Source organism: Arthrobacter sp. C152, from assembly GCF_054890965.1.
This window is the reverse complement of sequence record NZ_JBTZSU010000008.1, coordinates 120859-145826: the sequence shown is the minus strand read 5'-3', so window position 1 is coordinate 145826 and position 24968 is coordinate 120859. Positions and strand designations below refer to the sequence as shown.

Annotated in this window: 20 protein-coding genes; 5 read left to right on the top strand and 15 right to left on the bottom strand. The window is 68.4% G+C overall.

What is annotated here, in order from left to right; genetic code table 11:
* Positions 1-188 precede the first annotated feature (188 nt).
* Entirely contained in the window at positions 189-2456 is a 2268-nt protein-coding gene (locus tag ACYSM9_RS08495) for a PEP/pyruvate-binding domain-containing protein (protein ID WP_461856534.1), read from the top strand.
* A gap of 9 nt (positions 2457-2465) precedes the next feature.
* Here the strand turns inward: ACYSM9_RS08495 and glpK are convergent, their stop codons facing one another.
* Together glpK and ACYSM9_RS08485 are read right to left on the bottom strand one after the other, a co-directional pair.
* On the bottom strand, positions 2466-3980 hold the full coding sequence (gene glpK, locus ACYSM9_RS08490; protein WP_461856533.1) for a glycerol kinase GlpK: 1515 nt from the start codon (positions 3978-3980) through the stop codon (positions 2466-2468).
* 40 nt (positions 3981-4020) lie between these two features.
* A complete protein-coding gene (locus ACYSM9_RS08485) occupies positions 4021-5763 on the bottom strand; it encodes a glycerol-3-phosphate dehydrogenase/oxidase (RefSeq protein ID WP_461856577.1) in 1743 nt (580 codons plus the stop codon).
* Positions 5764-5968: 205 nt separating this feature from the next.
* Between ACYSM9_RS08485 and ACYSM9_RS08480 the strand changes: the two genes are divergently transcribed.
* Genes ACYSM9_RS08480 through ACYSM9_RS08465 form a run of 4 tightly spaced genes read left to right on the top strand, consistent with a single transcriptional unit; the run spans position 5969 to position 9832 of the window.
* Entirely contained in the window at positions 5969-6934 is a 966-nt protein-coding gene (locus ACYSM9_RS08480) for a sugar-binding transcriptional regulator (protein WP_461856532.1), read from the top strand.
* Between the two features lie 19 nt (positions 6935-6953).
* Entirely contained in the window at positions 6954-7823 is an 870-nt protein-coding gene (locus tag ACYSM9_RS08475) for an aldo/keto reductase (RefSeq protein ID WP_461856531.1), read from the top strand.
* Between the two features lie 6 nt (positions 7824-7829).
* Positions 7830-8759, top strand: coding sequence for an alpha/beta fold hydrolase (locus ACYSM9_RS08470; protein ID WP_461856530.1), 930 nt, complete (start codon positions 7830-7832; stop codon positions 8757-8759).
* Entirely contained in the window at positions 8756-9832 is a 1077-nt protein-coding gene (locus ACYSM9_RS08465) for a glycosyltransferase family 4 protein (protein WP_461856529.1), read from the top strand. Before ACYSM9_RS08470 ends, ACYSM9_RS08465 begins: the two co-directional genes overlap by 4 nt.
* Positions 9833-9844: 12 nt before the next feature.
* Here the strand turns inward: ACYSM9_RS08465 and ACYSM9_RS08460 are convergent, their stop codons facing one another.
* The 13 genes from ACYSM9_RS08460 to pyrR all read right to left on the bottom strand — a co-directional run bounded on the left by ACYSM9_RS08460 (position 9845) and on the right by pyrR (position 24894).
* Entirely contained in the window at positions 9845-11941 is a 2097-nt protein-coding gene (locus ACYSM9_RS08460) for a primosomal protein N' (RefSeq protein WP_461856528.1), read from the bottom strand.
* 89 nt (positions 11942-12030) lie between these two features.
* The gene (metK, locus tag ACYSM9_RS08455; protein WP_461856527.1) at positions 12031-13266 is read right to left on the bottom strand and encodes a methionine adenosyltransferase; all 1236 of its coding nucleotides are present in this window, start codon (positions 13264-13266) and stop codon (positions 12031-12033) included.
* Positions 13267-13342: 76 nt separating this feature from the next.
* Positions 13343-14584, bottom strand: coding sequence for a bifunctional phosphopantothenoylcysteine decarboxylase/phosphopantothenate--cysteine ligase CoaBC (gene coaBC, locus ACYSM9_RS08450; RefSeq protein WP_461856526.1), 1242 nt, complete (start codon positions 14582-14584; stop codon positions 13343-13345).
* A gap of 38 nt (positions 14585-14622) precedes the next feature.
* A complete protein-coding gene (gene rpoZ, locus ACYSM9_RS08445) occupies positions 14623-14883 on the bottom strand; it encodes a DNA-directed RNA polymerase subunit omega (RefSeq protein ID WP_003800778.1) in 261 nt (86 codons plus the stop codon).
* A 16-nt stretch (positions 14884-14899) separates the two neighbouring features.
* Positions 14900-15493: a guanylate kinase gene (gene gmk, locus ACYSM9_RS08440; protein WP_461856525.1), complete on the bottom strand. Its 594-nt coding sequence runs from the start codon at positions 15491-15493 to the stop codon at positions 14900-14902.
* A 46-nt stretch (positions 15494-15539) separates the two neighbouring features.
* A complete protein-coding gene (mihF, locus tag ACYSM9_RS08435) occupies positions 15540-15857 on the bottom strand; it encodes an integration host factor, actinobacterial type (protein ID WP_461856524.1) in 318 nt (105 codons plus the stop codon).
* A gap of 111 nt (positions 15858-15968) precedes the next feature.
* Positions 15969-16829, bottom strand: a complete 861-nt coding sequence (gene pyrF / locus ACYSM9_RS08430) for an orotidine-5'-phosphate decarboxylase (protein ID WP_461856523.1) — start codon at positions 16827-16829, stop codon at positions 15969-15971.
* Positions 16822-20136, bottom strand: coding sequence for a carbamoyl-phosphate synthase large subunit (gene carB, locus ACYSM9_RS08425; protein WP_461856522.1), 3315 nt, complete (start codon positions 20134-20136; stop codon positions 16822-16824). Before carB ends, pyrF begins: the two co-directional genes overlap by 8 nt.
* A complete protein-coding gene (carA, locus tag ACYSM9_RS08420; RefSeq protein ID WP_461856521.1) occupies positions 20136-21440 on the bottom strand; it encodes a glutamine-hydrolyzing carbamoyl-phosphate synthase small subunit in 1305 nt (434 codons plus the stop codon). The genes carB and carA overlap by 1 nt, the downstream gene beginning before the upstream one ends.
* Positions 21421-21942, bottom strand: coding sequence for a PH-like domain-containing protein (locus tag ACYSM9_RS08415; protein WP_461856520.1), 522 nt, complete (start codon positions 21940-21942; stop codon positions 21421-21423). The genes carA and ACYSM9_RS08415 overlap by 20 nt, the downstream gene beginning before the upstream one ends.
* Positions 21942-23282: a dihydroorotase gene (locus ACYSM9_RS08410; RefSeq protein WP_461856519.1), complete on the bottom strand. Its 1341-nt coding sequence runs from the start codon at positions 23280-23282 to the stop codon at positions 21942-21944. Before ACYSM9_RS08410 ends, ACYSM9_RS08415 begins: the two co-directional genes overlap by 1 nt.
* Positions 23282-24307, bottom strand: a complete 1026-nt coding sequence (locus tag ACYSM9_RS08405) for an aspartate carbamoyltransferase catalytic subunit (protein WP_461856518.1) — start codon at positions 24305-24307, stop codon at positions 23282-23284. The genes ACYSM9_RS08410 and ACYSM9_RS08405 overlap by 1 nt, the downstream gene beginning before the upstream one ends.
* Entirely contained in the window at positions 24304-24894 is a 591-nt protein-coding gene (gene pyrR / locus ACYSM9_RS08400) for a bifunctional pyr operon transcriptional regulator/uracil phosphoribosyltransferase PyrR (protein WP_461856517.1), read from the bottom strand. The genes ACYSM9_RS08405 and pyrR overlap by 4 nt, the downstream gene beginning before the upstream one ends.
* Positions 24895-24968 lie beyond the last annotated feature (74 nt).

Sequence of the window (24968 nt, the reverse complement as noted above, 5' to 3'; positions counted from 1 at the left end):
GAGGGGCTGCCGCTCAGCTGTCCGTCGTTTCGGACACCCGGCGGCTAGCTAAGCAGAAGGATCGCACGCATAAATCTACTTTAGCGCACCGGCGTGGACGGAACTTAGCCGGACGAAGGCTTCCGCCGGACGGCACGCTACTAGACTTGGATCCAGGCCTTCCCGGCCCCGCACCCACAGGTGGAACCATGGCCAGTGACGCATACCAGGATGTCGGTTTCCCCCGCCTCGGCGGCCCTGTTCCGCTGGTCAGTGAAGAAGCCGGGAGCAAGGCTGCGGCGTTGTCGGCCCTGCTGGCCTCAGGTTTCCGGGTGCCGCCCGGATTCGTTGTCACCGCCGCCGCGCCCGGCGGCAACCGGGCGGGCTGGGAGGAACGGCTTAAGGCGGCAGCCCGCAGCGTCGGCCCCGGCCCGTACGCGGTGCGTTCCAGCGCAGCCGCCGAGGACCTTCCCGGCGCTTCCTACGCCGGCATTTACGAAAGCTACCTCGGCGTCGCCGCCGAGGATCTTCCGGCCATGGTGGCCCGCTGCTTTGAATCGGCCCGTACCCGGCGTGTGGCGGCCTATGAGGCAGCCCGGGGGCACCAAGACAGGCTCCCGGCGCCGGGTGCAGCGGCCGGAACAAGCGCCATGGCGGTGCTGGTCCAGCAAATGGTGGATCCTGCGGCAGCTGGCGTCGCCTTCACTGCCAACCCCATGACCGGTGCACGGGATGAAACCGTTGTGTCGGCCGTGGCCGGACTGGGCGAGAACCTGGTCGCCAGCACGGTCGACGGTGAAAACTGGGTAGTGGGCGTCGGCGGGCCCCGCAGGTCGCCCGGCGGATTTGCGGTGCTCAGTGAGCACAGCGCGACGGCGGTGGCAGAGGCCGCCGGCAGGGTCGCCGGCCATTTTGGCTGCCCCCAGGACGTGGAGTGGGCCCTGGACCGTTCCGGGCAGATACACATCCTGCAGGCCCGCCCGATGACTGCACTGCCGGATCCGGTGACCTGGCCGCGCCCCGGGAAGGGAGTGTGGGTCAGAAATTTCCGGCTTGGCGAGTGGTTGCCGGAGCCGGTGACCCCGCTTTTCATGGATTGGATCATCCCGGCCATTGACGCTGCCTACAACGCCGCTGTCCAGCGTGATGCCGGCGTGAGCATTCCGATGGGCCACGCTGCCGTCAACGGCTGGTATTACGTCGCACCGCCTTCGCCGCGCGCACTCCCCCACCTGCTGTTCGGCGGCAGCCTGCGTTCACTCCCCTATGTCTTCAACGCGGTCGTCCGTCCGATGTTCGATCCGGCAGGTGCCGACCACGCTGTGCTCCGGCGGCTGGAGGACGAATGGCGGACCGGGCAGCTCCAGGCGTACCGGAACCTGGTGGACGCGTACGCACCGGCCCGCCAGGACATGGCCCTGTCCGGACTGCTGCAGGTCGTGGAGGAGGTGGCACGGCATACCGGGAACTACCTTTGGTTCTTCTCCGTCACCGGCGGCGCCGCGTGGAAGATGGAAATGGCGCTGGCCCGGTTCTGGCGCCGGCATCTCGCTTCGGCGCTGGATGGCCACGGGGCGGCCGCGGGCGGCTACCAGGTCCTGCTGGGAGGCCTGCTGCCATCCACTCCGAAGAGGGTCCCGCATGCCGTGTACAGCCTGGATTGGTATTTCAGGACGGCCGGAGAGGACCCGCTGTACGGCCAGGACGCTGCCAACGGCGTGGACCCGCAGGCGGCGCTCCCGTCCGCAGCCCGGCGCCGGGAGGCCGAGGCAGCCTGCCGGCTGGTCCTGCGGGGAAGCTTCCGCCTGGCCCGCTTCGATGCACTCCTCGCCGCCGCCCAGCACTATGCGGTGCTGAGGGAGGAACAGGCACGTGACTTCACCCTCGGCTGGCCACTGCTCCGGCGCTGCGCCGCCGGAATCGGCACGCTGCTGCAGGAGGCGGGGATCATTGCCGACCCGGACGATGTCTACTTCCTGACGAGGGAGGATTTGCGCCCCGACGTGCCTCCCCGGCACGCAGCCGTCGAGCGCAGGCGCCGGGAATGGCTGCGCCAGCGGAAACTGGACGCACCCCTCACCCTCGGCAGGCTGCCTCTGGTTGGCGACATGTTCGACCGGATCGCCGGAAGCGCCCGCAGCACCCATGCGGTTCCGCCGGAAGCCCTGGTGGGCCATCCGGCCAGCCCCGGCCGGGCCCGCGGAAAGGTGCGCATTCTCGGAGGACCGGACGATTTCGCCGGTTTCCTGCCCGGTGGGGTCCTGGTCGCCAAAGCAACCGCGCCTGCCTGGACGCCGCTCTTTGCCCTGGCTGCCGCCGTCGTGACAGACGGCGGCAACCTTGCGGCCCACGCATCACTCGTGGCCCGCGAGTACGGCATTCCCGCTGTGGTGGGCACGGGCAGGGCCACGCAGGTCCTGTACACCGGCCAGCCCGTTATTGTCGACGGCAGCGCAGGCACGGTGCTGCCGGGATAGCGTGCCTGCCTACCGTACGTCCTCGTCCACCCAGTCCATGGACTTCGTGACAGCCTTCTTCCAGAGCCGCATCTGGCGGTCCTGTTCGGCCTGGTCCATCTGCGGTTCCCAGCGCTTGTCCTCGGACCAGTTGGCCGAGCACTCGCCCAGGTCCTTCCAGAAGCCGACCGCCAGGCCCGCGGCGTAGGCAGCCCCCAGCGCGGTGGTCTCGATGACCCGGGGGCGGATCACCGGGACGCCCAGGATGTCCGCCTGGAACTGCATCAAGGCGTCGTTGGCGACCATGCCTCCGTCGACCTTCAACTCGGTGAGCGGAACGCCCGAGTCCGCGTTGACGGCGTCGAGCACCTCACGGGTCTGGAAGGCGGTGGCTTCCAGGGCGGCCCGGGCGATGTGGTTCCTGTTGACGAACCGGGTCAGGCCGACGATGGCGCCGCGGGCGTCGGAGCGCCAGTACGGGGCGAACAGCCCGGAGAAGGCCGGGACGATGTAGACGCCGCCGCTGTCCTTGACGGACGCCGCCAGGGTCTCCACCTCGGGCGCACTGCTGATCATGCCCAGGTTGTCGCGCAGCCACTGGATGAGCGAGCCGGTGACGGCGATGGACCCTTCCAGGGCGTAATGCGGCCTGGCGTTGCCCAGCTGGTAGCCCACCGTGGTGAGCAGCCCGTTTTTCGAGTGGACAATGTCTTCGCCGGTGTTGAAGATCAGGAAGCAGCCGGTGCCGTAGGTGTTCTTGGCTTTCCCGGCGTCGAAGGCGGCCTGGCCGAACGTGGCGGCCTGTTGGTCGCCCAGGATGCCGGCCACCGGCGTTTCCCGCAGCAACTGCGAGCTGTGGACCGTGCCGTACACCTCCGAGGAGGACCTGATCTCCGGCATCATGCTGCGCGGTACGCCGAAGATGCCGAGGATTTCGTCATCCCACTTCAGGGTTTCGAGGTCCATGAAGAGGGTCCGGGAGGCGTTGGTGACGTCGGTGGCATGCACGCCGCCCTCCACTCCGCCAGTGAGGTTCCACAGGACCCAGGCGTCGGTGTTGCCGAAGACCAGGTCACCGGCCTCGGCTTTTTCGCGTGCCCCGTCCACGTTGTCCAGGATCCATTTGATCTTGGTGCCGGAGAAGTAGGTTGCCAGTGGCAGGCCCACCTTTTGCTTGAAACGGTCCACCCCGCCGTCCTGTGACAGCTCGTCCACGATGTCCTGGGTCCGGGTGTCCTGCCAGACAATGGCGTTGTACACCGGCTTGCCAGTGGTCCTGTCCCATACGACGGCGGTTTCGCGCTGGTTGGTGATGCCGACGGCGGCGATGTCGTGCCGCGTCAGGTTCGCCTTGGACAGCGCCGAGCCGATGACCTCGCGGGTGTTGTCCCAGATCTCCAACGCGTCATGCTCCACCCAGCCGGCCTGCGGGAAGATCTGTTCGTGCTCCAGCTGGCCGGAGGAGACGATGGCGCCGCTGTGGTCAAAGATGATGGCACGGGTGCTGGTGGTGCCCTGGTCGATGGCGATTACGTACTGGTTCATGATGACGTCCTTGTCGGTGGGTGGCGGTAGCCGGGGGCGCTCAGGCGACCAGGCTGTGCGTTTCCACGCGGTGGAACCGCTGCAGCACGTCCTGGGCGTGCTTGATCTCGGCGGCACGGGCGGCGGCGTCCCATGTGAGCGGGACGGCGAGCACCTCCGCCATCTCGTTCAGCAGCTCCCCCGTGACGAGGCCACGGAAGGCCAGGGAAGTGCGGCGGATGAGGACATCCACCAAGTGTCCCACCTGTTCGTGCGCTGCCATGTACTCCAGCTCGCGGACGCTCAGTTCGCGGGTGGAGCGCAGCAGGTGGTCGGGCCCGGCGTCCAGGTATTCCATGACGGCCTCGGCACGGGTTCCATAGCGGGTCAACAGCGCGGCGGTCCGGTCGGCGCCGCGGCCGGCTCCCATGTGCGCCTTGATCCACTTCTGCTCGGCCGCCTCGTCGGCCGGGAACGCGGCACCGCCGCCGATGGGGAGCTGGGCCGTGGAAACCTTGCGCCGGACACCGAGTTCCGCCAGGACGTCGTCGGCCATGTGTTCTGCCAGCGCCCGGAAAGTGGTCCATTTGCCGCCCACCAGGCTCATCACGACGGCGCCGCTCCCGTCGGGTGCCGGGCCGCGGCGTTCGATCCGGTAGTCACGCGAGACGAAGCCTGGCTGGGTGGCGTCATGCCGGGGCAGGGGCCGGACACCGGAGAACGTGTAGACGATCTGGTCCCGGCTCACGGCGATGTCCGGGAAGACGTGGCCGATCAGGTCGAAGAAGTAGTCGATTTCCTCATCGGTGCAGACGGCGTCCTGCGCCATGTCGGCGTCCACATCGGTGGTGCCCACCAGGACCCGGTCCCCCATCGGGTAGATCAGGACAATGCGGCCGTCGGTGTGTTCGAAGAAGATTTCCCGGCCGCGGCAGGCTTCGAGCAATGCGGGGTGGTCCAGCACGATGTGGGAGCCCTTGGTGCCCCCCATGAAGGATGAGGGGGACCCCATGGCCTGGTTGGTGAGGTCCACCCACGCGCCCGTGGTGTTGACGATGACATCGGCCGTGAAATCGAATTCCGCCCCGGTCAGTTCGTCACGGAGCCGCACGGTGCCGCCGCGCCCGGTGCCCGCGTTGGGCTGCGCAGTGAGGGACTGCAGCGAAACGTAGTTACTGGCCCGGGCCGTGCTGGCCTGGCCCAGGGTGCCGCCCGACTTGGCCCGGCCGGCCTTTTCACCGTCCTGCAGGACGTCCAGGGTCAGCCGTTCCGGGTTGTGCACCGAGGCATCAAAGTACGTGGCGGTGTACTTGACGTCGGGACGCAGGGCTGGCAGTTCCGCCAGGGCGCGCTTGGAGGTCCGGAACTGGTGCCGCGGGACGGTGCCGCCGTCGCGCGAAAAGGAGTCGTAGAGGCTGAGCCCGGCCTTGATGAGGAACGCGCCGCGCTCCTTGGGCTTGCCCTGCTGCTTGTGGGTCAGGAAGCGCAGCGGCGCCGACAGGACCCCCGAGAAGGTGCTGAAGATCGGGATGGTGGTCTGCAGGGGCTTGACGTAGTGCGGGGCGAGGCGCAGCAGCCGGTTGCGTTCCACCACCGATTCGCGGACCAGCCGGAATTCGCCGTTTTCCAGGTACCGGATGCCGCCGTGGATCATGTGCGAGGAGGCGCCGCTTGCTCCCTGGCAGTAGTCCCCGCGTTCCACCAGTGCAACGTCGACACCCTGCAGGGCCAGGTCCCGGAAGGTCCCCACGCCGTTGATGCCGCCGCCGACCACCAGCACCTGTGCGTGCGGGCGGCGCCGCAGGTTGTGGACCGGGGAGCGCTCGGCTCCGGACTCAGGCGCAGGAACGGACGGATGGACAGTTGGATCCTTGGGTTCCAAAACAACTCCCGTAGGGCTTCGTGCGGTGCGGCTGCCGGCAAGGGGCGCGCCGCGGTTCTGTTCTATTCTTGGAAGTCATGGAAAATAGAGTCAAGCGCTATGCACAAACGTGCAGAATGGAATGATGATGGCACCATCGCGGGAGGCCGATACCCTCCGGGCTGCACAGATGTACTACCTGCAGGACCTGACGATGGATGCCATCGCCCGCGAGCTGCGGACCTCCCGGTCCACTGTCTCGCGGCTGCTGTCGTCCGCCCGCGAGTCCGGCCTGGTACAGGTCCAGATCCGCAATCCCCTCGATACCGGACCCGAACTGGAGCGCATGATCCGGCGCCGGTTCAACCTTGATGTCCATGTCGTGCCGGTCCCCGGAACACTGAACGATGCGGAGACGCTGGACCGCGTGGCCATGCAGGCGGCGCGGACCATCGGGCCCATCGTGGACTCCAGTGCCATCATTGGCGTCGCCTGGGGCTCCACCATCAGCGCGGTCAGCCGCCACCTCACCCGGAAGATCACCCATGACAGCGTGATCGTGCAGCTCAACGGCGCCGGCAACATGCACACCACCGGCATCACCTATGCGAGCGACATCATGCGCAGGTTCGGAACCGCGTACGGTGCACGGGTGGAACAGTTTCCCGTCCCGGCGTTTTTCGACCATGCGGCCACCAAGACCGCGATGTGGAATGAACGCAGCGTGCAGCGCGTCCTTGAGCTGCAGTCGAAGATGGGCATCGCGATTTTCGGCGTTGGCTCGGTGGACGCGGACTTTCCGAGCCATGTGTACGCGGGCGGATACCTGGACGAGGACGACCTGAACGCACTGGCGAACTCGGACGTCGTGGGCGACGTCGCCACCGTCTTCTTCAGGGAGGACGGGTCATCCGACGGGATCGTCCTGAACGAAAGGTCCACCGGCCCTGCGCTTTCCCAGCTCCGCCAGGTGCGGCGCAGGATCTGCGTGGTCTCGGGGGCGTCCAAGATCAACGGGCTGCGGGGGGCGCTGGCCGCGCAGCTCGCCACCGACTTGATCGTGGACGAGGCCACCGCGCGCCGGCTGGTCGATTACGAGGGCCTCACCAACTGATGTGGGTAGAGTCATTGCCATGAGAACCTCTCCCCGGTTGAGCCTGAACAACGGCGTACTCATCGACCAGCTCGGCTTCGGGCTGTACAAGGTGCCGCCCGCGGACGCCGAAGGACTCGTGGCCACGGCCCTGGCCGCCGGCTACCGCCACTTCGACACCGCCGCCATGTACGGCAATGAAACCGGGGTGGCACGCGGCATCAGCTCCCAGCTTGGCGACGGAACCGGCAGCGGCGGGTCCGGGGAACTGTTTCCCCCGCTGTCCAGGGAAGACGTGTTCATCACCACCAAAGTGTGGAACGACCACCACGGCTACGACGCCACCCTCCGGGCGTTCGATGACTCGATGGTCAACCTTGGCCTGGACTACGTGGACATGTACCTGATCCACTGGCCCTGTCCGCGGCGCGGGCTGTTCCCGGATACCTACCGGGCCCTGGAGACCCTGTACCGGGAAGGGAGGGTCCGTGCCATCGGAGTGAGCAACTTCCAGCCGGCGCACCTGGACCGCCTGCTGCAGGGCGCGGAAGTGGTGCCCGCCGTCAACCAGGTGGAACTGCACCCGTGGCTGCAGCAGGAGGACCTGCGGCGCAAGCACGCGGAACTGGGCATCCATACCGAGGCCTGGAGTCCCCTGGGCCGCGGCCAGGTCCTCGCGGACCCCGTGATCCAGGCCTGCGCGGCCGAGCACCGCAGGAGCCCTGCACAGGTGATCCTGCGCTGGCACGTACAGTTGGGGAACATTGTCATCCCCAAAGCCAGCTCCGAGGCGCGGATCAGGGAGAACCTCGACGTCTTTGGATTCCAGCTCTCCGACCGGGACATGGCGGCAATCAACGCCCTGGACCGCGGCCACCGCACCGGTTCCCACCCCGACAACGTCAACTAGGCCGGTATGAACACGATCAACCCGGCGGGCCCCGCCGCGCCCGCCTACCTCAGCGCGGACCTTGAGGCCCGCACCCACGCGGCCTCCGTCACCGTCGGGGGCGGCACGGTCGCCTACTGGACGTACGAACCCCTGGAGGCCACGGCGCAGACGCGCACCATCCTGGTGGTCCATGGGTTCCGGGGTGACCACCACGGGCTCCTCCGGGTTGCCGACCAGTTGCCGGGAATGCGGCTCATCATGCCCGACCTTCCGGGGTTCGGCAGTTCCGACGCATTCAGCCAGGACCCGCACACGGTGGAGCGCTACGGCCGGTTCATTGCGGATTTCATGGCGGCCCTGGAGCTCGGGCCCGACACGGTGCTGCTCGGGCACTCGTTTGGTTCCATCGTCGCGGCCCATTTCGTGGCCACCCATCCCGGTGCGGTGCACCCCCTGGTCCTGGTCAACCCGATCGCGGCTCCCGCACTCGAGGGCCCGAAAGGGGTGATGACGCGGCTGGCGGTGCTGTACTACCGGCTTGCCGCGCGCCTGCCCCGCCGGCTTGGGCTGGCCCTGCTGCGCAATCCGGCCATCGTCCGCGTCATGAGCGAAACCATGGCCAAGACGCGCGACCGGGACCTGCGGGCCTTCATCCACGGCCAGCACCATGCCTACTTCAGTTCCTTCGCCGACCGCGACAGCCTGCTGGAGTCGTTCACCGCTTCGGTCAGCCACCACGTGGCGGAGGTGGCCGCGGAGCTCAAGCTGCCGGTGCTGCTGATCGCGGGGGAAAAGGACGAGATCGCCACCCTGCCCGACCAGCACCGCCTCCTGGCACTCCTGCCGGACGGCCACCTCAAGGTGATTCCCGGCGTCGGGCACCTCATCCACTACGAAACGCCGGAACCGGCGGCCCGCCACATCCGAAGCTTCCTGGAGGACCACCCCGCGTGAAGATCGTCATCGATGCACGTTTCACCCGCACCGACCACCACGACGGCATCAGCCGCTACGGCGCCAGCCTGATCGCCGCAACGGCGAGAATCGCGGACGTGTCCATGCTGGTCTCGGACAAACGGCAGCTCGCCCTGCTGCCCGACGTTCCATACACGCTGATCAGCAGCCCGCTGTCGCCGCTCGAACTTTTCGTTGCCCGGAAGGTCAACGCCCTGGAGCCGGACGTTGTGGTGTGCCCCATGCAGACAATGGGAACCTGGGGCCGCAAATACGGGCTGGTACTGACGCTTCACGACCTGATCTATTACGAGCACCCCGCTCCCCCGGGGTTCCTGCCGGCCCCGGTCCGGGTGCTCTGGCGGCTCTACCACAAAGCGTTCTGGCCGCAGCGGCTGCTGCTCAACCGGGCCGACACCGTGGCCACCATCAGCCGCACCACCGAAGCCCTGATCGCCAAGTACCGCCTGACCCGCCGTCCCGTTCGGATCATCGCCAACGCCCCGCAACCTGCCCAGGAACCGCGCCGGCCCGAGGACGGGGCGGACAAGACGATCGTCTACATGGGTTCCTTCATGCCCTACAAGAACGTGGAAACCATGGTGGCCGGCATGGCCGGGCTGCCCGGGTACACGCTCCACCTGCTCAGCCGGATCACCCCGCAGCGGCGGGCGGAGCTGGAGAAGATAGTGCCGGCCGGGGCATCGGTGGTGTTCCACAACGGCGTCACGGATGAGCAGTACGACGCGTTGCTGCGCCGGGCAACGGCGCTGGTGAGCCTGTCGCGGGCCGAGGGGTACGGCCTTCCCCTGGTGGAGGCGATGGCGCTGGGGACCCCGGTCATCGCCAGCGATATTCCGATTTTCCGCGAGGTGGGGGCTGACGCGGCCAGCTACGTCGATCCGTCATCGCCGGAGCAGTTCGCGGAAGCGGTCGATGCCCTGCATGACGGGGCCCGGTGGCAGGCGATCTCCCGCCGGTCGGTGGCGCGCGCCCGGGAGTTCAGCTGGGATGATTCCGCGCGCCAGCTCGTGGATGTGGCCCACGAGATCGTGGCCCGGCGGAGGCGCTAAGGCGCACCCGCGCTACAGGACGTCGACCCCGTCCAGGCGCACCTGCACGGGCTCGGTAGTGCGTTTGGCGGCCGCTGCCGCCCGCGCGGCGCGCAGGACACGGACGACGGCCGCCCCCTGGCTGTAGGAAAAGAACAGCAGGGTGCGGACGTCCTCGCCCGGGCGGCGCGCCGACGGCGGCCCGTTCAGGAGCAGGGGCGCGGGCCCTGCGCTGCGCACCACGATGCCCGCCGCACCAAGGCCGGCTTCCACGGCACCGGTGTAATGGTCGACGGCGGCACGCGGCCCGGTTACGGAGGCGATGCGGACGGCAGGCGGCAGCCCAAGCTCGGTCCGCAGCGCCAGCTCCCGCTCCGCGTAGCCGGCAGGATCCCAGCGCAGCAGGGCGCCGGTGGCGGCGGCGTCCGTCGCCGTGACCACCACCAGGCCGCCGTCCGGTGCCGGCCGGACCAGGGCGGCGGCGTTGAACCATCGGCGCACCGTATCCTCGGCCGCCCGCAGTGTCTCGCGGCGCAGCAGGGAGTCCCCGTCCAGCAGCAGGGCGGCGGCGTAACCGCCCTCGGCCACCGGTTCGGCGCCCACGGTCGCCACCACCAGCGCCTTCGCGGCGCCGACGCGGGCCTTTACCTGGTCGCCGGAGGAGGTGATGACGGTCGCACCGGGAAAGGCGCGGCCCAGTTCCTCGGCCGTGCGCAGCACCCCCGTGGCCCCTTTCCGCAGCCGCTTCCCGCCGCAATGGGTGCACCGCCAGGCCGGGGCGGGCGTGGAACACCAGCGGCATTGGGGCGGGGCCGACGTGCCTGCCAGCGCCAGCGGCCCTTGGCAGGCGTTGCACCGTGCGGGTTCGCGGCAGGTCTCGCAGACCAGGGACGGGGCGTAGCCGGACCTGGCCACCTGCACCAGGACGGGGCCGCGCTCCAGTCCTTCCTTGGCCGCTTTCCAGGCGGCTCCCGGCAGCCGGGCGATGCTGGCCAGCGGGTCCCGGCCCTGTTCGAAGCTGTCCGCCGTGTTGACTACCCGGGGAACCGTGGCGCGGAGGGTGGGACGGTCGGTGCCGATTGGAACGGCCCAGCCGGCATCAACGAGACGCTGGACTTCGGTGCTGCGCGCATGCCCGGCAAGCAGGCAGGCGGCGTTTTCCTGTTCGGCGCGCAGCAGCAGGACTTCGCGTGTGTGGGCGTACGGTGCCCGCTGCTCGATGTGGAGATCGTCGCCGTCGTCCCAGCAGGCGACGAACCCCAGGTCCTGAACCGGGGCGTAGGCAGCCGCCCTGGTGCCGATCGCCACTTTCGCGGCGCCGGACAACAGTTGCAGGAAGTTCCGGTACCGGGGCGTCGGTCCGTCATCGGCGGCGAGCCTGGCCACCGCATGCTCCGGCAACACGGCGTTGAGTGCCTCGTGGAGCCGGTCCAGGTCCCGGTAGTCGGGGACCACGAGCAGGGCGCCGCGGCCTGCAGTGTAGGCAGCGGCCGCGGCCTCGGCCAGCAGCTGCGGCCACCCGGCTGGCCCAAAGCCCTGCGCCGGGTTGACCACGGCCCTCGGGGCGCCCCCGGCGGCCAGGTGCCGCAGGAACGCGGGGCCTGCGCGGTAAGTGGCCCAGGCGGACGGAGTGGCGCCCGTGTCCCGCGCCGGGCCCTCCGGTTCCGCGGCGCCGGACGCAGGCACTGGGAAGTCCTTTTCCAGTTTCGCGACGCGCGGCGGCACGGCCAGGCGGAGGACGTCGCTGAGCGTCCCGGCATACCGGGCGGCGACGGCACCGGCCAAGGTGCGCACGGCAGGCGTGAGGACGGGGACCGGGGACACAACTTTGGCCAGGGGCACCAGCGCGTGCCCGGCATCGGACCCGGCCAGCCGTTCGAGCAGGAATCCGCTGAGGTCCTGCCCGTTGAATTTCACCTTCACCCTGACGCCCGGCTGGGCCGCTTCGTCCAGGGAGGCGGGCACGGCATAGTCGAAGGGGCGGTCAAGATGCGGCAGTGACGATTCCACGAGCACCCGCGCCACCGGAAGTTGTTCCGCCACCGCACTGCCACCCGGCGCGGGGCCGGCCGGGAAGCCCTGCAGGAGGGAGGGCTGGACGGCATGGTCTGTAGCGCTGTCAGCAACCACCGTGGACACCTCCGTTCAGCTGCCGGTTGGACACGGACAGCCAATCACGGGGCACTGACACTGGTGCTCCGTTCGTGGGAAGGAGCGGCCTAGGCGTTGAAGTATGCCTTCAGGTCGTCAACGCGGTCCAGCCGTTCCCAGGTGAAGTCGGGCTCATCACGGCCGAAGTGTCCGTGCGCTGCGGTCTTGGCGTAGATCGGGCGCTTCAGGTCAAGGGCGTCGATGATGGCGCGGGGCCGAAGGTCGAAGATCTCGGCGATCGCGGCACTGATGCGTGCCGGGTCCACCGTCTCGGTGCCGAAGGTCTCCACGTAGGTGCCCACGGGCCGTGCCTGCCCGATGGCGTAGGCGATCTGGATCTCGGCGCGCTTTGCCAGCCCTGCCGCGACCACGTTCTTGGCGACCCAGCGCATGGCGTACGCGGCGGAGCGGTCCACCTTGGACGGGTCCTTGCCGGAGAAGGCACCGCCGCCGTGGCGCGCCATGCCGCCGTAGGTGTCGACGATGATCTTGCGTCCGGTCAGCCCGGCGTCGCCGACGGGCCCGCCGATGACGAATTCACCGGCAGGGTTGAGGATGTTGGCGGCCCGTGAGATGTCCAGGTTCGCAGCGGCCAGCACCGGCTCGATGACGACGGCGGCGAGGTCGGCCCGGAGCTGCTCCAGGCTGGCGCCTTCGGCGTGCTGGCTGGAAATCACCACCGTCTCCACGGAAACGGGCTTGTCCTTGTCGTAGCCCACGGTGACCTGGGTCTTGCCGTCCGGGCGCAGGTACGGCAGCTGCCCGGTCTTGCGGACATCGGTGAGGCGTTCGGAGAGCCTGTGCGCCAGCCAGATGGGGGTGGGCATGTACGACGGGGTTTCATCGCTCGCGTAGCCGAACATCAGGCCCTGGTCGCCTGCGCCCTGGAGGTCGTAGTCGTCCTCCTGGCGGCCTTCGCGTGCCTCGAGCGAGTTGAAGACACCACCGGCGATGTCGTTGGACTGCTGGCCGATGGAGACGGACACACCGCAGCGCGCGCCGTCGAAGCCGTTGGCCGAGGAGTCGTATCCGATGCCCAGGATGGTCTCGCGGACGATCTGCGGGATTTCGACGTAGGCGTCGGTGGTGACTTCGCCGGCCACGTGGACCAGGCCGGTGGTGGCCATGGTTTCGACGGCCACGCGGGACTCCGGGTCCGCCGCGAGCAGCGCGTCCAGGATGGCGTCACTGATCTGATCGCAGATCTTGTCCGGATGGCCTTCGGTGACCGATTCGGACGTGAAGAGCCGGAGCGCGGAGGGCGTGGCCCCATGGGTCTGGGGAAGGTGCAGCGGTAAAGTCACTCAACTACCTTACTGGTTGAAGCACGGCCGCCCCGCGGGAGATGTCTTCCCGCGAAGCAAACGTGGTGCGGAACACTCAGGTCCGTGGCGAAACATGGTTCAGTTCAAAGCTGATGCGGCTGATGACGGCGTCGGCAACCTCAGCCTTGGTTCCTGACGCTTCCTGTGGTTCGGAGCCGGCGCGGGCAAGGATGACCACGGAGTTGGTGTCCTGCCCGAAGACCTTGTCCGTCCCCACGTGGTTGACCACCAGCAGGTCGCAGCCCTTGCGCTGCAGTTTGGCTTCGGCGTGGGCCAGGACGCTGCCGTCGCTGTCCCCCGTTTCCGCCGCGAATCCCACGATCAGCTGGGTGCGCGGCCCGGAACTGCCGGCGTTGCGCTGCTCCACCAGTTCCTGCAGGATGTCCGGGTTCCGGACCAGGGTGATGACGGGATCGGCGGTGTCGTCCCGCTTCTTGATTTTGGTGTCTGAGACATCGGCGGGCCGGAAGTCGGCGACGGCGGCGGCCATGATGACAACGTCGGAATCGGCGGCCGCCTGCAATGCGGCTTCGCGCAGCTGCAGGGCAGTTTCCACCGGGACCACTTCCACCCCGGACGGGGCGGGGACATCCATGTGGGCCGAAAGCAGCCGGACGGTGGCGCCGGCGTTGCGCGCGGCTGCCGCGAGGGCGACGCCCTGCTTGCCGGAGGACCTGTTGCCAAGGAAGCGGACGGGGTCCAGCGGTTCACGGGTGCCGCCCGCGCTGATCGTGACCGTGCGGCCGGCCAGCGGGAGCTGGTAATCGGTGCGGCCCTGGACCAGGGCCATGGCCGCTTCGAAGATCGCCTCGGGTTCCGGCAGCCGGCCCGGGCCGGAGTCGGCACCGGTGAGCCTGCCGGAGGCGGGCTCGAGGACTGCTGCACCACGACCGCGGAGGGTTTCAACGTTGGCCCGGGTGGCGGGGTGCTGCCACATTTCCGTGTGCATTGCCGGTGCGAAGAGCACCGGCCCGTGCGCCATCAGCAGGGTGTTGGTGAGCAGGTCCCCGGCCTGGCCGGTGGCGGCCTTGGCCAGGAGGTCGGCCGTGGCCGGGGCGACGACCACCAGGTCCGCCTCGTGGCCCAGGCGGACATGGTTGACCAGGTGGACGTCGTCGAAAACGCTGTTGCTGACCGGGTTGCCGGACAGCGCTTCCCAGGTGGCGACACCCACGAAGCGGGTGGATGCCTCCGTGGGGATCACCGTGACGTTGTGGCCGGCTTCAGTAAAAAGCCGGAGGAGCGATGCCACCTTGTAGGCGGCAATCCCTCCCCCGACTCCGAGGACTATGCGCACGCGACCTCCGTCAGCAGCGAGTCAGTTTGAGCGCAGGGTTACTCTGCGGCTTCGATCGGCGTGGAAACCAGCTTGCCTTCGTTGATCTCGCGCAGGGCGATCGAGAGTGACTTTTCGTTCAGCTTGGTGTCAACCAGCGGGCCGACGTACTCGAAGAGGCCCTCGTGCAGCTGGGCGTAGTAGGCGTTGATCTGACGAGCACGCTTGGCACCGAAGATCACCAGGCCGTACTTGGAATCGGCTGCCTCAAGCAGCGAGTCGATCGGCGGGTTGATGATGCCTTCAAGGTTCGTGGACACGAATTTCTCCAAATTCCTAGCGGGCTGACGGTTCGGGCAGGTGTGGATGCGGTGTCAGCCCCATGAGTGAAACAAGCTCGTCCGCTGCCCGGCGGACGTCATCGTTGATGACGGTGTGGTCAAACTCCGGTTCAGCAGCAAGTTCAAGTTTAGCGGTTTCCAGCCGGCGCTGCTGTTCTTCGGGAGTTTCTGTGCCGCGGCCCACCAGCCGGCGCACCATTTCGTCCCAGGTGGGAGGGGCAAGGAAGACGAACTGGGCGTCCGGGACGGCCGCCTTGACCTGGCGGGCACCCTGCAGGTCGATTTCCAGCAGCACCGACCGGCCTTCGGCGATGGCCCGGTTCACCGTGCTCTTGAGGGTGCCGTAGGTGTTCTGCCCGTGGACCACCGCCCACTCAAGGAGCTCGCCGTCGGCGATCAGCTGCTCGAACTCCTCGTTGGACTTGAAGAAGTAGTGGACGCCGTCCACCTCGCCGGGCCGGGGCGCACGGGTGGTGGCCGAAACGGATAGCCAGACCTCGGGATAGTTGTCACGAATGTAGGTGGACACGGTGCCTTTGCCAACAGCCGTCGGACCAGCGAGGACTGTCAGTCCCGGTTTCTTGCTCACGTATTCCTTTGCCGGAGGTTGGGGAAGGGCGGCCGCCTGGCCTGCCCTACTGCTCGTCTATAAAATCTACCAGCGCCCGGCGCTGGTGGACGCCCAGGCCCCGGACGCGGCGGGAGGCCGCGATTCCCAGCTGCTGCATGATGGCTGCTGCACGGACCTTTCCGATGCCCGGAAGGGCTTCAAGCAGTTCGGAAACCCGCATGCGGGCCAGGGCGTCGTCCTCCCCGGCGGAACTGATGATGTCCGCCGCGGACCGGTCGCCGTTCTTGAGGCTTTCCTTGGCTGCGGCCCGGGTGGCCCTGGCCGCTGCGGCCTTGCCCAGGGCCTCAGCCCGTTCCGACGCTGATAAAGGTCGCAGGACCATCAAGGACACCCCCGGGGTTCGCCGGACTTCTCCAAGGGCGGCCGCCCTTGGACCTGTCCTGAAACTACCCTCTGGTGCTGCCCGAATCAATGGATCCGGGCAAACGGGCAGCTATTGCCCCCGCAGCCCCTCCAGCGTCCGCAGCGCGGCATCACGGAGCCCCTGCAGGCCGGGACCGGCACGGAGGATGTCCCTGCTTGAGGTCCCCAGCACCTGCGGGTAGGCCGCACCGAACGTGGCCCGAAGGTCAGCCGGCGTGGCCCCCTGCGCGCCCAGGCCCGGGGCCAGGATGGGGCCGCGGAGGCCGGCCAGGTCCAGTCCGAGGTCCGTGAGGGCTGCCCCCACCGTGGCACCCACCACCAGGCCCACCGAGCCGAGGCTGCCGCCGTAGCGGGAGTTCTCCGCGGTTGCCGCTTCGGTGATCCGCCGCGCCACGGAGTCCGCGCCACCGACGTGCTGGACGGACGCCCCTTCGGGGTTGGAGGTCAGGGCGAGGACAAAGACCCCGCGCCCCGTCTCCGCCGCCAGGTCAAGGGCCGGACGCAGCGATTCGAAACCGAGGTAGGGGCTAAGGGTGACGGAGTCAGCTGCCAGCGGTGAGTCATCCCGGAGCCAGGCGTCGGCGTAGGCGGCCATGGTGGAACCAATGTCCCCGCGCTTGGCGTCGGCGATGGTGAGGACGGATTCGTCCCTGGCGCTGGCCAGCACCTCTTCCAATGCCGCGATGCCCGCCGAACCGTGGCGCTCGTAGAGCGCCACCTGGGGCTTCACCGCGGCAGCGAGTGGAGCCACCGCCTCCAGGACGGCCAGCGAGAAGCGGCGCAACCCGTCGGCGTCGTCCGCCAATCCCCAGCTCTTCAGGAGGGCCGGGTGCGGGTCGATGCCGACGCAGAGCGGGCCGCGGGCTGCCATGGCCGCGCCGAGCCGGGAGCCGAAGGACTCCCGGCCGGCGGCGTCTGCCTGCTCAGGCATGCTGGAGGGCCGCCTTCTGTGACTCGGCAAGCGCCGCGGCGTGCTCCTGCAGGCTGGTGACCGACCATTCGTAGGTGCGCATGGCTTCGATGGCCTGGACGGCGGCGTTGAACTCGGCAACCGTGGTGATGCAGGGGATGCCGATGGAGGTGGCCGCGGCACGGAGCTCGTAGCCGTCGCTGCGGGCCTCCCCGCCGGACGGGGTGTTGAAGACCATGTCGATCTCGCCGGCGACGATCAGGTCCGCGATGGTGCCCTCGCCCTCGGCGCTGCTGCCCTCGGCGACCTTGCGGACCGGAGTGGCCTGGATGCCGTTGCGGCGCAGCACATCGGCGGTGCCTCCGGTGGAGACGATTTCGAAGCCGAGGTCCGAGAGCCGCTTGACGCCCATGATCACCGAACGCTTGTCCCGGTTGGCGACGGACACGAACACCTTGCCCTCGGTGGGCAGGGCGTTGTTGGCGCCGGCCTGGCTCTTGGCGAAGGCGGTGTCGAAGTGCTTGTCGATGCCCATGACCTCGCCGGTGGAGCGCATCTCGGGGCCGAGCAGCGAGTCCACCACCTTGCCTTCGAGGGTGCGGAACCGGCTGAACGGCAGCACCGCTTCCTTGACGGCCACGGGGGCGTTCAGCGGCAGGGTGGAGCCGTCACCGGTTTCCGGCAGCATCTTGTAGGCGCTGCGCAGCTGGTTGATGGTCACGCCGGTGCCGATCAGGGCGGCCGCCTTGGCCATCTGGACTCCGGTGGCCTTGGACACGAACGGCACGGTCCGGGAGGCGCGGGGGTTGGCTTCGAGGACGTAGAGGACGTCGGAGGCCAGCGCGAACTGGATGTTGATCAGGCCGCGGACGCCCACGCCTTCGGCGATGGCGCGGGTGGCCACGCGGACGCGTTCGACGACGTTGCTCCCCAGGGTGATGGGCGGCAGGACGCAGGCGGAGTCGCCGGAGTGGATGCCGGCTTCCTCGATGTGCTCCATGATGCCGCCCAGGTACAGGTCGGTGCCGTCGTAGAGGGCGTCGACGTCGATTTCGACGGCGTCCTCGAGGAACCGGTCGATCAGGACCGGGTGGTCCGGGGTGATCTCGGTGGCGTTGGCGATGTAGCGGGAGAGGTTGGGTTCGTCGTAGACGATCTCCATGCCGCGGCCGCCCAGCACGTAGGACGGGCGGACCAGGACCGGGTAGCCGATCTCGTCGGCGATCTTCTTGGCGTCCTCGAAGGACACCGCGGTGCCGTTCTTGGGCGAGACGAGTCCGGCCTTGTCCAGCACGCGGGAGAAGGCGCCGCGGTGCTCGGCGAGGTCGATGGCTTCCGGGGAGGTGCCGAGGATGGGCACGCCGGCATCGGCGAGCTGCTGGGCGAGCTTCAGCGGGGTCTGGCCGCCGAGCTGGACGAACACGCCCATGACGCCGCCGGTGCGTTCCTCGGCCGCGATGACCTCCAGGACGTCCTCAAGCGTGAGCGGCTCGAAGTACAGGCGGGTGGAGACGTCGTAGTCGGTGGACACCGTCTCCGGGTTGCAGTTGACCATGACGGTCTCGTAGCCGGCCTTGCGCAGCGCCATGGAGGCGTGGACGCAGGAGTAGTCGAACTCGATGCCCTGGCCGATGCGGTTGGGACCCGAGCCGAGGATCAGGATGGACGGCTTGGAGTGCAGCGCAACCTCGTCCTCCTCGTCGTACGCCGAGTAATGGTACGGCGTGTACGCGGCGAACTCGGCGGCGCAGGTGTCCACGGTCTTGTAGACCGGACGGATGCCCAGGGCCTGGCGCACCCCGCGGACCACTGCCTCGGAGTTATGCGTCAGGGCGCCGATCTGCTCGTCGGAGAAGCCGTGGCGCTTGGCGCGCTGGAGCATGTCGGCCGTCAGGGCGCCCGCCTGCCGGATCTCGTGCGAGATCTCGTTGAGCAGCTGGAGCTGGTCAAGGAACCAGGGGTCGATCTTGGTGGCCTCGAAGAGCTGTTCCACGGTGGCGCCGCCCAGCAGGGCACGCTGGACCTGGTGCAGCCGCTCGGTGGTGGGCCGCTTGGCCTTTTCGATGAGTTCGGCAACTTCCCATTCCGGGACGCTGCTGAAGTCCAGCTGGGAACCCTTCTGCTCCAGGGAGCGCAGGGCCTTCTGCAGGGCCTCGGTGAAGTTGCGGCCCATGGCCATGGCCTCACCCACCGACTTCATGGTGGTGGTGAGGGTGTTGTCCGCTGCCGGGAACTTCTCGAACGCGAACCGCGGAACCTTGACCACGACATAGTCGAGGGTCGGTTCGAAGGACGCCGGGGTCTTCTGGGTGATGTCGTTCGGGATCTCGTCCAGGGTGTAGCCGAGGGAGAGCTTGGTGGCGATCTTGGCGATCGCGAAGCCCGTGGCCTTGGACGCCAGCGCCGAGGACCGGGAAACGCGCGGGTTCATCTCGATGACCACCACGCGGCCGGTCTTGGGATCGATGGCGAACTGGATGTTGCAGCCGCCGGTGTCCACGCCGACTTCGCGGATGACCGCGATGGCCACGTCGCGCAGCTTCTGGTACTCCCGGTCGGTGAGGGTCAGCGCCGGCGCCACCGTGATGGAGTCGCCGGTGTGCACGCCCACGGGGTCGAAGTTCTCGATGGAACAGACGACAACCACGTTGTCGTTCTTGTCCCGCATCATCTCGAGCTCGTATTCCTTCCAGCCCAGGATGCTCTCTTCGAGCAGGACCTCGCTGGTGGGGCTGTACTGCAGGCCCTGGCCGACGATGCGGCGCAGGTCCTCCTCGTTGTAGGCCAGGCCGGAGCCCAGCCCGCCCATGGTGAAGGAGGGGCGGACCACCATCGGGTAGCCCAGGTCCGTTGCGGCCGTGAGTGCTTCGTCCATGGTGTGGATGATGTGGCTGCGGGCGGACTCGGCGCCGCAGCGTTCCACGACGCCCTTGAACTTCTCACGGTCCTCGCCGAGCTCGATCGCGGCGATGTTGGCGCCGATCAGTTCGACGTTGTACTTCTCCAGGACACCGTTCTTGTCCAGGGCGATGGCGGTGTTCAGCGCGGTCTGGCCACCGAGGGTGGGCAGGACGGCGTCGGGGCGTTCCTTGGCGATGATCTTTTCGACCACCTCGGGAGTGATGGGCTCCACGTAGGTGGCGTCGGCGAACTCGGGGTCGGTCATGATCGTGGCCGGGTTGGAGTTCACGAGGATGACGCGCAGGCCCTCCTCCTTGAGCACGCGCAGCGCCTGGGTGCCGGAGTAGTCGAACTCGGCGGCCTGGCCGATGACGATCGGGCCGGAACCAATGACGAGGACGCTCTTGAGATCTGTACGTTTCGGCATTACTTCTTGTCCTCAGTCTTGTTGTCGTTCATGCGGTCAGATCCGGCGTTGTCCGCCTGCGCGGGGTGGGCGGCGTCCACCGGGTCCTTGGAGAGGTTGGCGGTGCGGCCGTCGCGCGTGCCTTCCATGAGGTCGATGAAGCGGTCGAAGAGGTAGGCGGCGTCGTGCGGGCCGGCGGCCGCTTCGGGGTGGTACTGGACGGAGAACGCGGGGATGTCGAGGCAGGCGAGGCCCTCCACGACGTCGTCGTTCAGGCTGACGTGGCTGACTTCCACCCGGCCGTAGCGTGACTCGGGAGCCTTGGTGGCGCCGTCGAGCGGGGCATCCACGGCGAACCCGTGGTTCTGGGAAGTGATTTCCACTTTGCCGGTGCGGCGGTCCATGACGGGCTGGTTGATGCCGCGGTGGCCGTAACGGAGCTTGTAGGTGCCAAAGCCCAGGGCGCGGCCCAGGATCTGGTTGCCGAAGCAGATGCCGAAGTACGGCAGCTTTTCGTCCAGGACGGAGCGGAGCAGCGCTACCTGGGCATCGGCGGTGGCGGGGTCGCCCGGGCCGTTGGACATGAAGAAGCCGTCCGGGTTGACGGCCTTGACGTCCTCGAGGGTGGCGGTGGCCGGCAGCACGTGGACGCGGACACCGCGCTCGGCGAACCGGACCGGGGTCATGGCCTTGATGCCGAGGTCGATGGCGGCGATGCTGAAGCGGGGCTCGCCGTCCCAGCCGTGGTCTTTCGGTTCCACGACATAGGCCTCGTCCACGCTGACTTCTTCCGCCAGGCGTGCGCCTTCCATGGGGGCGCTAGCCAGGACGGCGTCGAGCAGTTCCTTGTCCGTGGCCTGGGCGGCTTCGCCGGAGAAGATGCCGGCGCGCATGGTCTTGTGTTCGCGCAGGTGGCGGGTGATGGCGCGGGTGTCCACGCCCTGGATCCCCACGATCCCCTGCGCCACAAGCTCCTCGTCCAGTGAGCGCTCAGAGCGCCAGTTGGAGGGGCGGCGGGCGGCGTCACGGACGATGTACCCGGCCACCCAGATGCGCCGGGACTCGGCGTCCTCGCTGTTCACACCGGTGTTTCCGATGTGCGGGGCCGTCTGGACCACCAGCTGGCGGGCGTAGGACGGGTCGGTGATGGTTTCCTGGTAGCCGGTCATGCCGGTGGCGAAGACTGCCTCGCCGAGGGCGGTGCCGGTGGCGCCGTAGCTGGTCCCGCGGAAGATGCGCCCGTCTTCGAGGACCAGCGCTGCCGGTGCGGAGGTGGTTGCTGTCACTGTATTCGCTTTCACTGTCTTACTTTCCACTGGTGGCACCAGCCGCGGGGGCTGACGAAATCAATTCCTGAAGGGCCTGGTACAGCACGTCCTTGTCGGCGGCGCGGCGGGTGCGGAACCCGGTGTCCAGCGCGTGCGCGCCGAGCGTCCAGGCCAGCACCAGGAGGCCGTCCTTTTCCACGAACTTGCCTGCCATGCCGCTGTCCTGCCGGACGCCGGTGAGCGATGCCGCAGGGATGTAGAGGGCAGCCGCCCCGGACCGGTCGTAGATGACGCCGTGCGGGTAGACCGCAAGGGTCGCGTTGGTGCGGATGCCGAGGCCGTGCACGGCGATCCGGTCCAGCCAGTCGCCGCCGGTGGTGGTGGCCACGTACTGGCCCTCGGCGACGGCGGTGGGCTCCCCGGGTGCCGCGGGCACCTGGGGCAGTTGTTCGACGTCGGACTGGCGCCTGAGGCGGTTCCGCCAGCCAATCCACATCATGGCAAGCACGACGGCGATGATCGCCGCCGTGATCACCGCTGAGAGCAGCTTGGTGTCCATCAGGCCGCGCCTGCGGGGGTGGCTGCGGCGTCGGGGTGCGGGGTGTTGAGCGCGCCGTCCAGGACCGTGGGGTGTCCACGGAAGAACGTGGCAACCACCTTGCCGGGCAGTTCGCGGCCCTTGAACGGCGAGTTGCGGCCCATGGTGGCCATCGTGGAGGGGTCCACGGTCCAGCGGGCGGCGGGGTCCACCAGGATGAGGTTGGCCGGTTCCCCGGCCTCGATGGGCCGGCCCTGGTCGCTGAGGCGGCCGATCCTGGCGGCGGTGGTGGAGGTGACCCTGGCAAAGTCCGCCCAGGTCATCAGTCCGGTCTCGATCATGGCGTGCTGCACCACGGACAGGGCGGTTTCCAGCCCGGTCATGCCCATGGCGGCCTGCGCCCACTCGCATTCCTTGTGCTCGCTGGGGTGCGGGGCGTGGTCGGTGCCCACGACGTCGATGGTCCCGTCCGCCAGCCCGGCGCGCAGCGCCTGGACGTCGGCGTCGGTGCGCAGCGGCGGGTTGACCTTGAAGACGGGGTCATAGCTGCGGACCAGGTCGTCGGTGAGCAGCAGGTGGTGCGGGGTGACCTCGGCGGTGACGTCGATGCCGCGTTCCTTGGCCCAGCGGATGATTTCCACCGAGCCCGCGGTGGAGACGTGGCAGACGTGCAGCCGTGAGCCGACGTGCTGGGCCAGCAGGACGTCGCGGGCGATGATGCTCTCTTCGGCCACCGCCGGCCAGCCGGTGAGGCCGAGGACCGCGGAGACGTCCCCCTCGTTCATCTGTGCCCCGGCGGTAAGGCGCGGTTCCTGCGCATGCTGGGCCACGACGCCGTCGAACGCCTTGACGTATTCCAGGGCGCGGCGCATCAGCACGGGGTCGTGGACGCAGATGCCGTCGTCGGAGAACATCCGGACCCGGGCGCGGGAATCGGCCATGGCGCCCAGTTCGGCCAGCTGCTCCCCTGCCAGGCCCACGGTGACGGCGCCCACGGGGCGGACGTCCACCCATCCTGCCGCCTGGCCGAGGGTGTAGACCTGCTCGACGACGCCGGCGGTGTCCGCCACCGGCGTGCTGTTGGCCATGGCGTGGACCGCGGTGTAGCCGCCAAGCGCCGCGGCGCGGGTGCCGGTCTCGACGGTTTCGGCGTCTTCGCGGCCGGGTTCGCGCAGGTGGGTGTGAACGTCCACCATGCCGGGCAGCGCCACCAGGCCGGCGGCGTCGATGACGGTGGCGCCGTTAGCGGAGAGTCCGGTGCCGATCTCGGCGATGATGCCGTCGCGGATCAGCAGGTCAGCGGGGTCGCCGCCCAGGACAGCGGCGCCCTGGATCAGGTAGGTTCCGGTGTTGGCGGCCATCAGTTGCTCTCCTTGCTGGATTGGGCGCCGGCGTAGGCAGGAACCCGGGTGGTGGCTGGTTCCCGGGTGTCCCCGGAGAGCAGCAGGTACAGGGCAGCCATCCGCACGGACACGCCGTTGCGGACCTGCGCCAGGACGGTGGACCGCGGTGAGTCGGCCGCGGCCGCGCTGATTTCCAGGCCGCGGTTCATGGGCCCGGGGTGCATGATGATGGTGTCCGTCATGCCGAGGTCGTCCAGGGCGCGGAGCCGGTTGTCGTCGAAACCCCAGCGGCGTGAGTATTCCCGGGTGCTGGGGAAGAACGAGGCGTTCATGCGTTCGCCCTGGACGCGGAGCATCATCACGGCGTCGACGCCGTTCACGAGGGTCTCGTCCAGGTTGTAGCTGACGCTGCAGGGCCACTTTTCGACGCCGACGGGCAGCAGGGTGGGCGGGGCCACCAGGGTCACTTCCGCGCCGAGGGTGCGCAGCAGCCACACGTTGGACCGCGCGACGCGGGAGTGCAGGACGTCCCCGGCGATGGCGACCCGCATGCCTTTGAGGTCCGTGCCTTCCGAGGGGGTCCCGGCGAGGCGTGCCCAGTGCCGGCGCATGGTGAAGGCGTCGAGGAGGGCCTGGGTGGGGTGTTCGTGGGTGCCGTCCCCGGCGTTGATGACGGCGGCGTCGATCCAGTCGGTCGCGGCGAGCCGGTGGGGTGCGCCCGAGGCCCAGTGGCGGATGACGACGGCGTCCGCGCCCATGGCGGACAGCGTCTGGGCGGTGTCCTTCAGGGATTCGCCCTTGGATACCGACGAGCCCTTGGCGGCGAAGTTGATGACGTCTGCCGACAGCCGCTTGGCCGCGGCCTCGAAAGAGATGCGGGTGCGGGTGGAGTCTTCGAAGAACAGGTTGACGACCGTGCGCCCGCGCAGTGCCGGAAGCTTTTTGACTTCCCGCTCCCCCACGGCCGACATTTCCTCCGCGGTATCGAGGATGCGGATGGCGTTGGAAAGGCTGAGGTCCTCGGTGGACAGAAGGTGCTTCACGCCGTACCGCCTTCGATCACGACTTCGTTGACCGGTGCGCCGCCGTCGGGGGTGTCGGTCTCCTCGAGCCGGACGCGGACTTTTTCGGCGGAGGACGTGGGCAGGTTCTTTCCCACGTGGTCGGCCCGGATGGGCAGTTCGCGGTGGCCGCGGTCGATCAGCACGGCGAGCCGCACGATGCGGGGCCGGCCGAGGTCCACGAGGGCGTCCAGCGCAGCGCGGATGGTGCGCCCGGAGTACAGGACGTCGTCGATGAGGACCACTACCTTGTTGTCGATGCCGGTCCGGGGCAGCCGGGTGGGGTACGGCGGCCGGGTCCCCTGGTGGGAAAGGTCGTCGCGGAACATCGTGACATCGAGCTGGCCTACGATCGCGGCGGCATCGACGGTGTGGTCTGCGGCGGCGATTTTTTCGGCCAGCCGGACGGCCAGCGGATAACCGCGGCGCGGGATGCCCAGCAGGACGAGGTCCCGGGATCCCTTGTTGGCCTCGAGGATCTCATGGGCGATACGAGTCAGGGCCCGGTCGATGTCAGCCTGGGTGAGGACAACCCTGGCTGGAACCGGTGCGCTGGTGACAGAAGTCAACGCTCGTCTCCCCTTTCCCCGCCTCACAGGACGGAATTAAAAAAGGAATCATGTGCCTTTCAAAATTACCACAC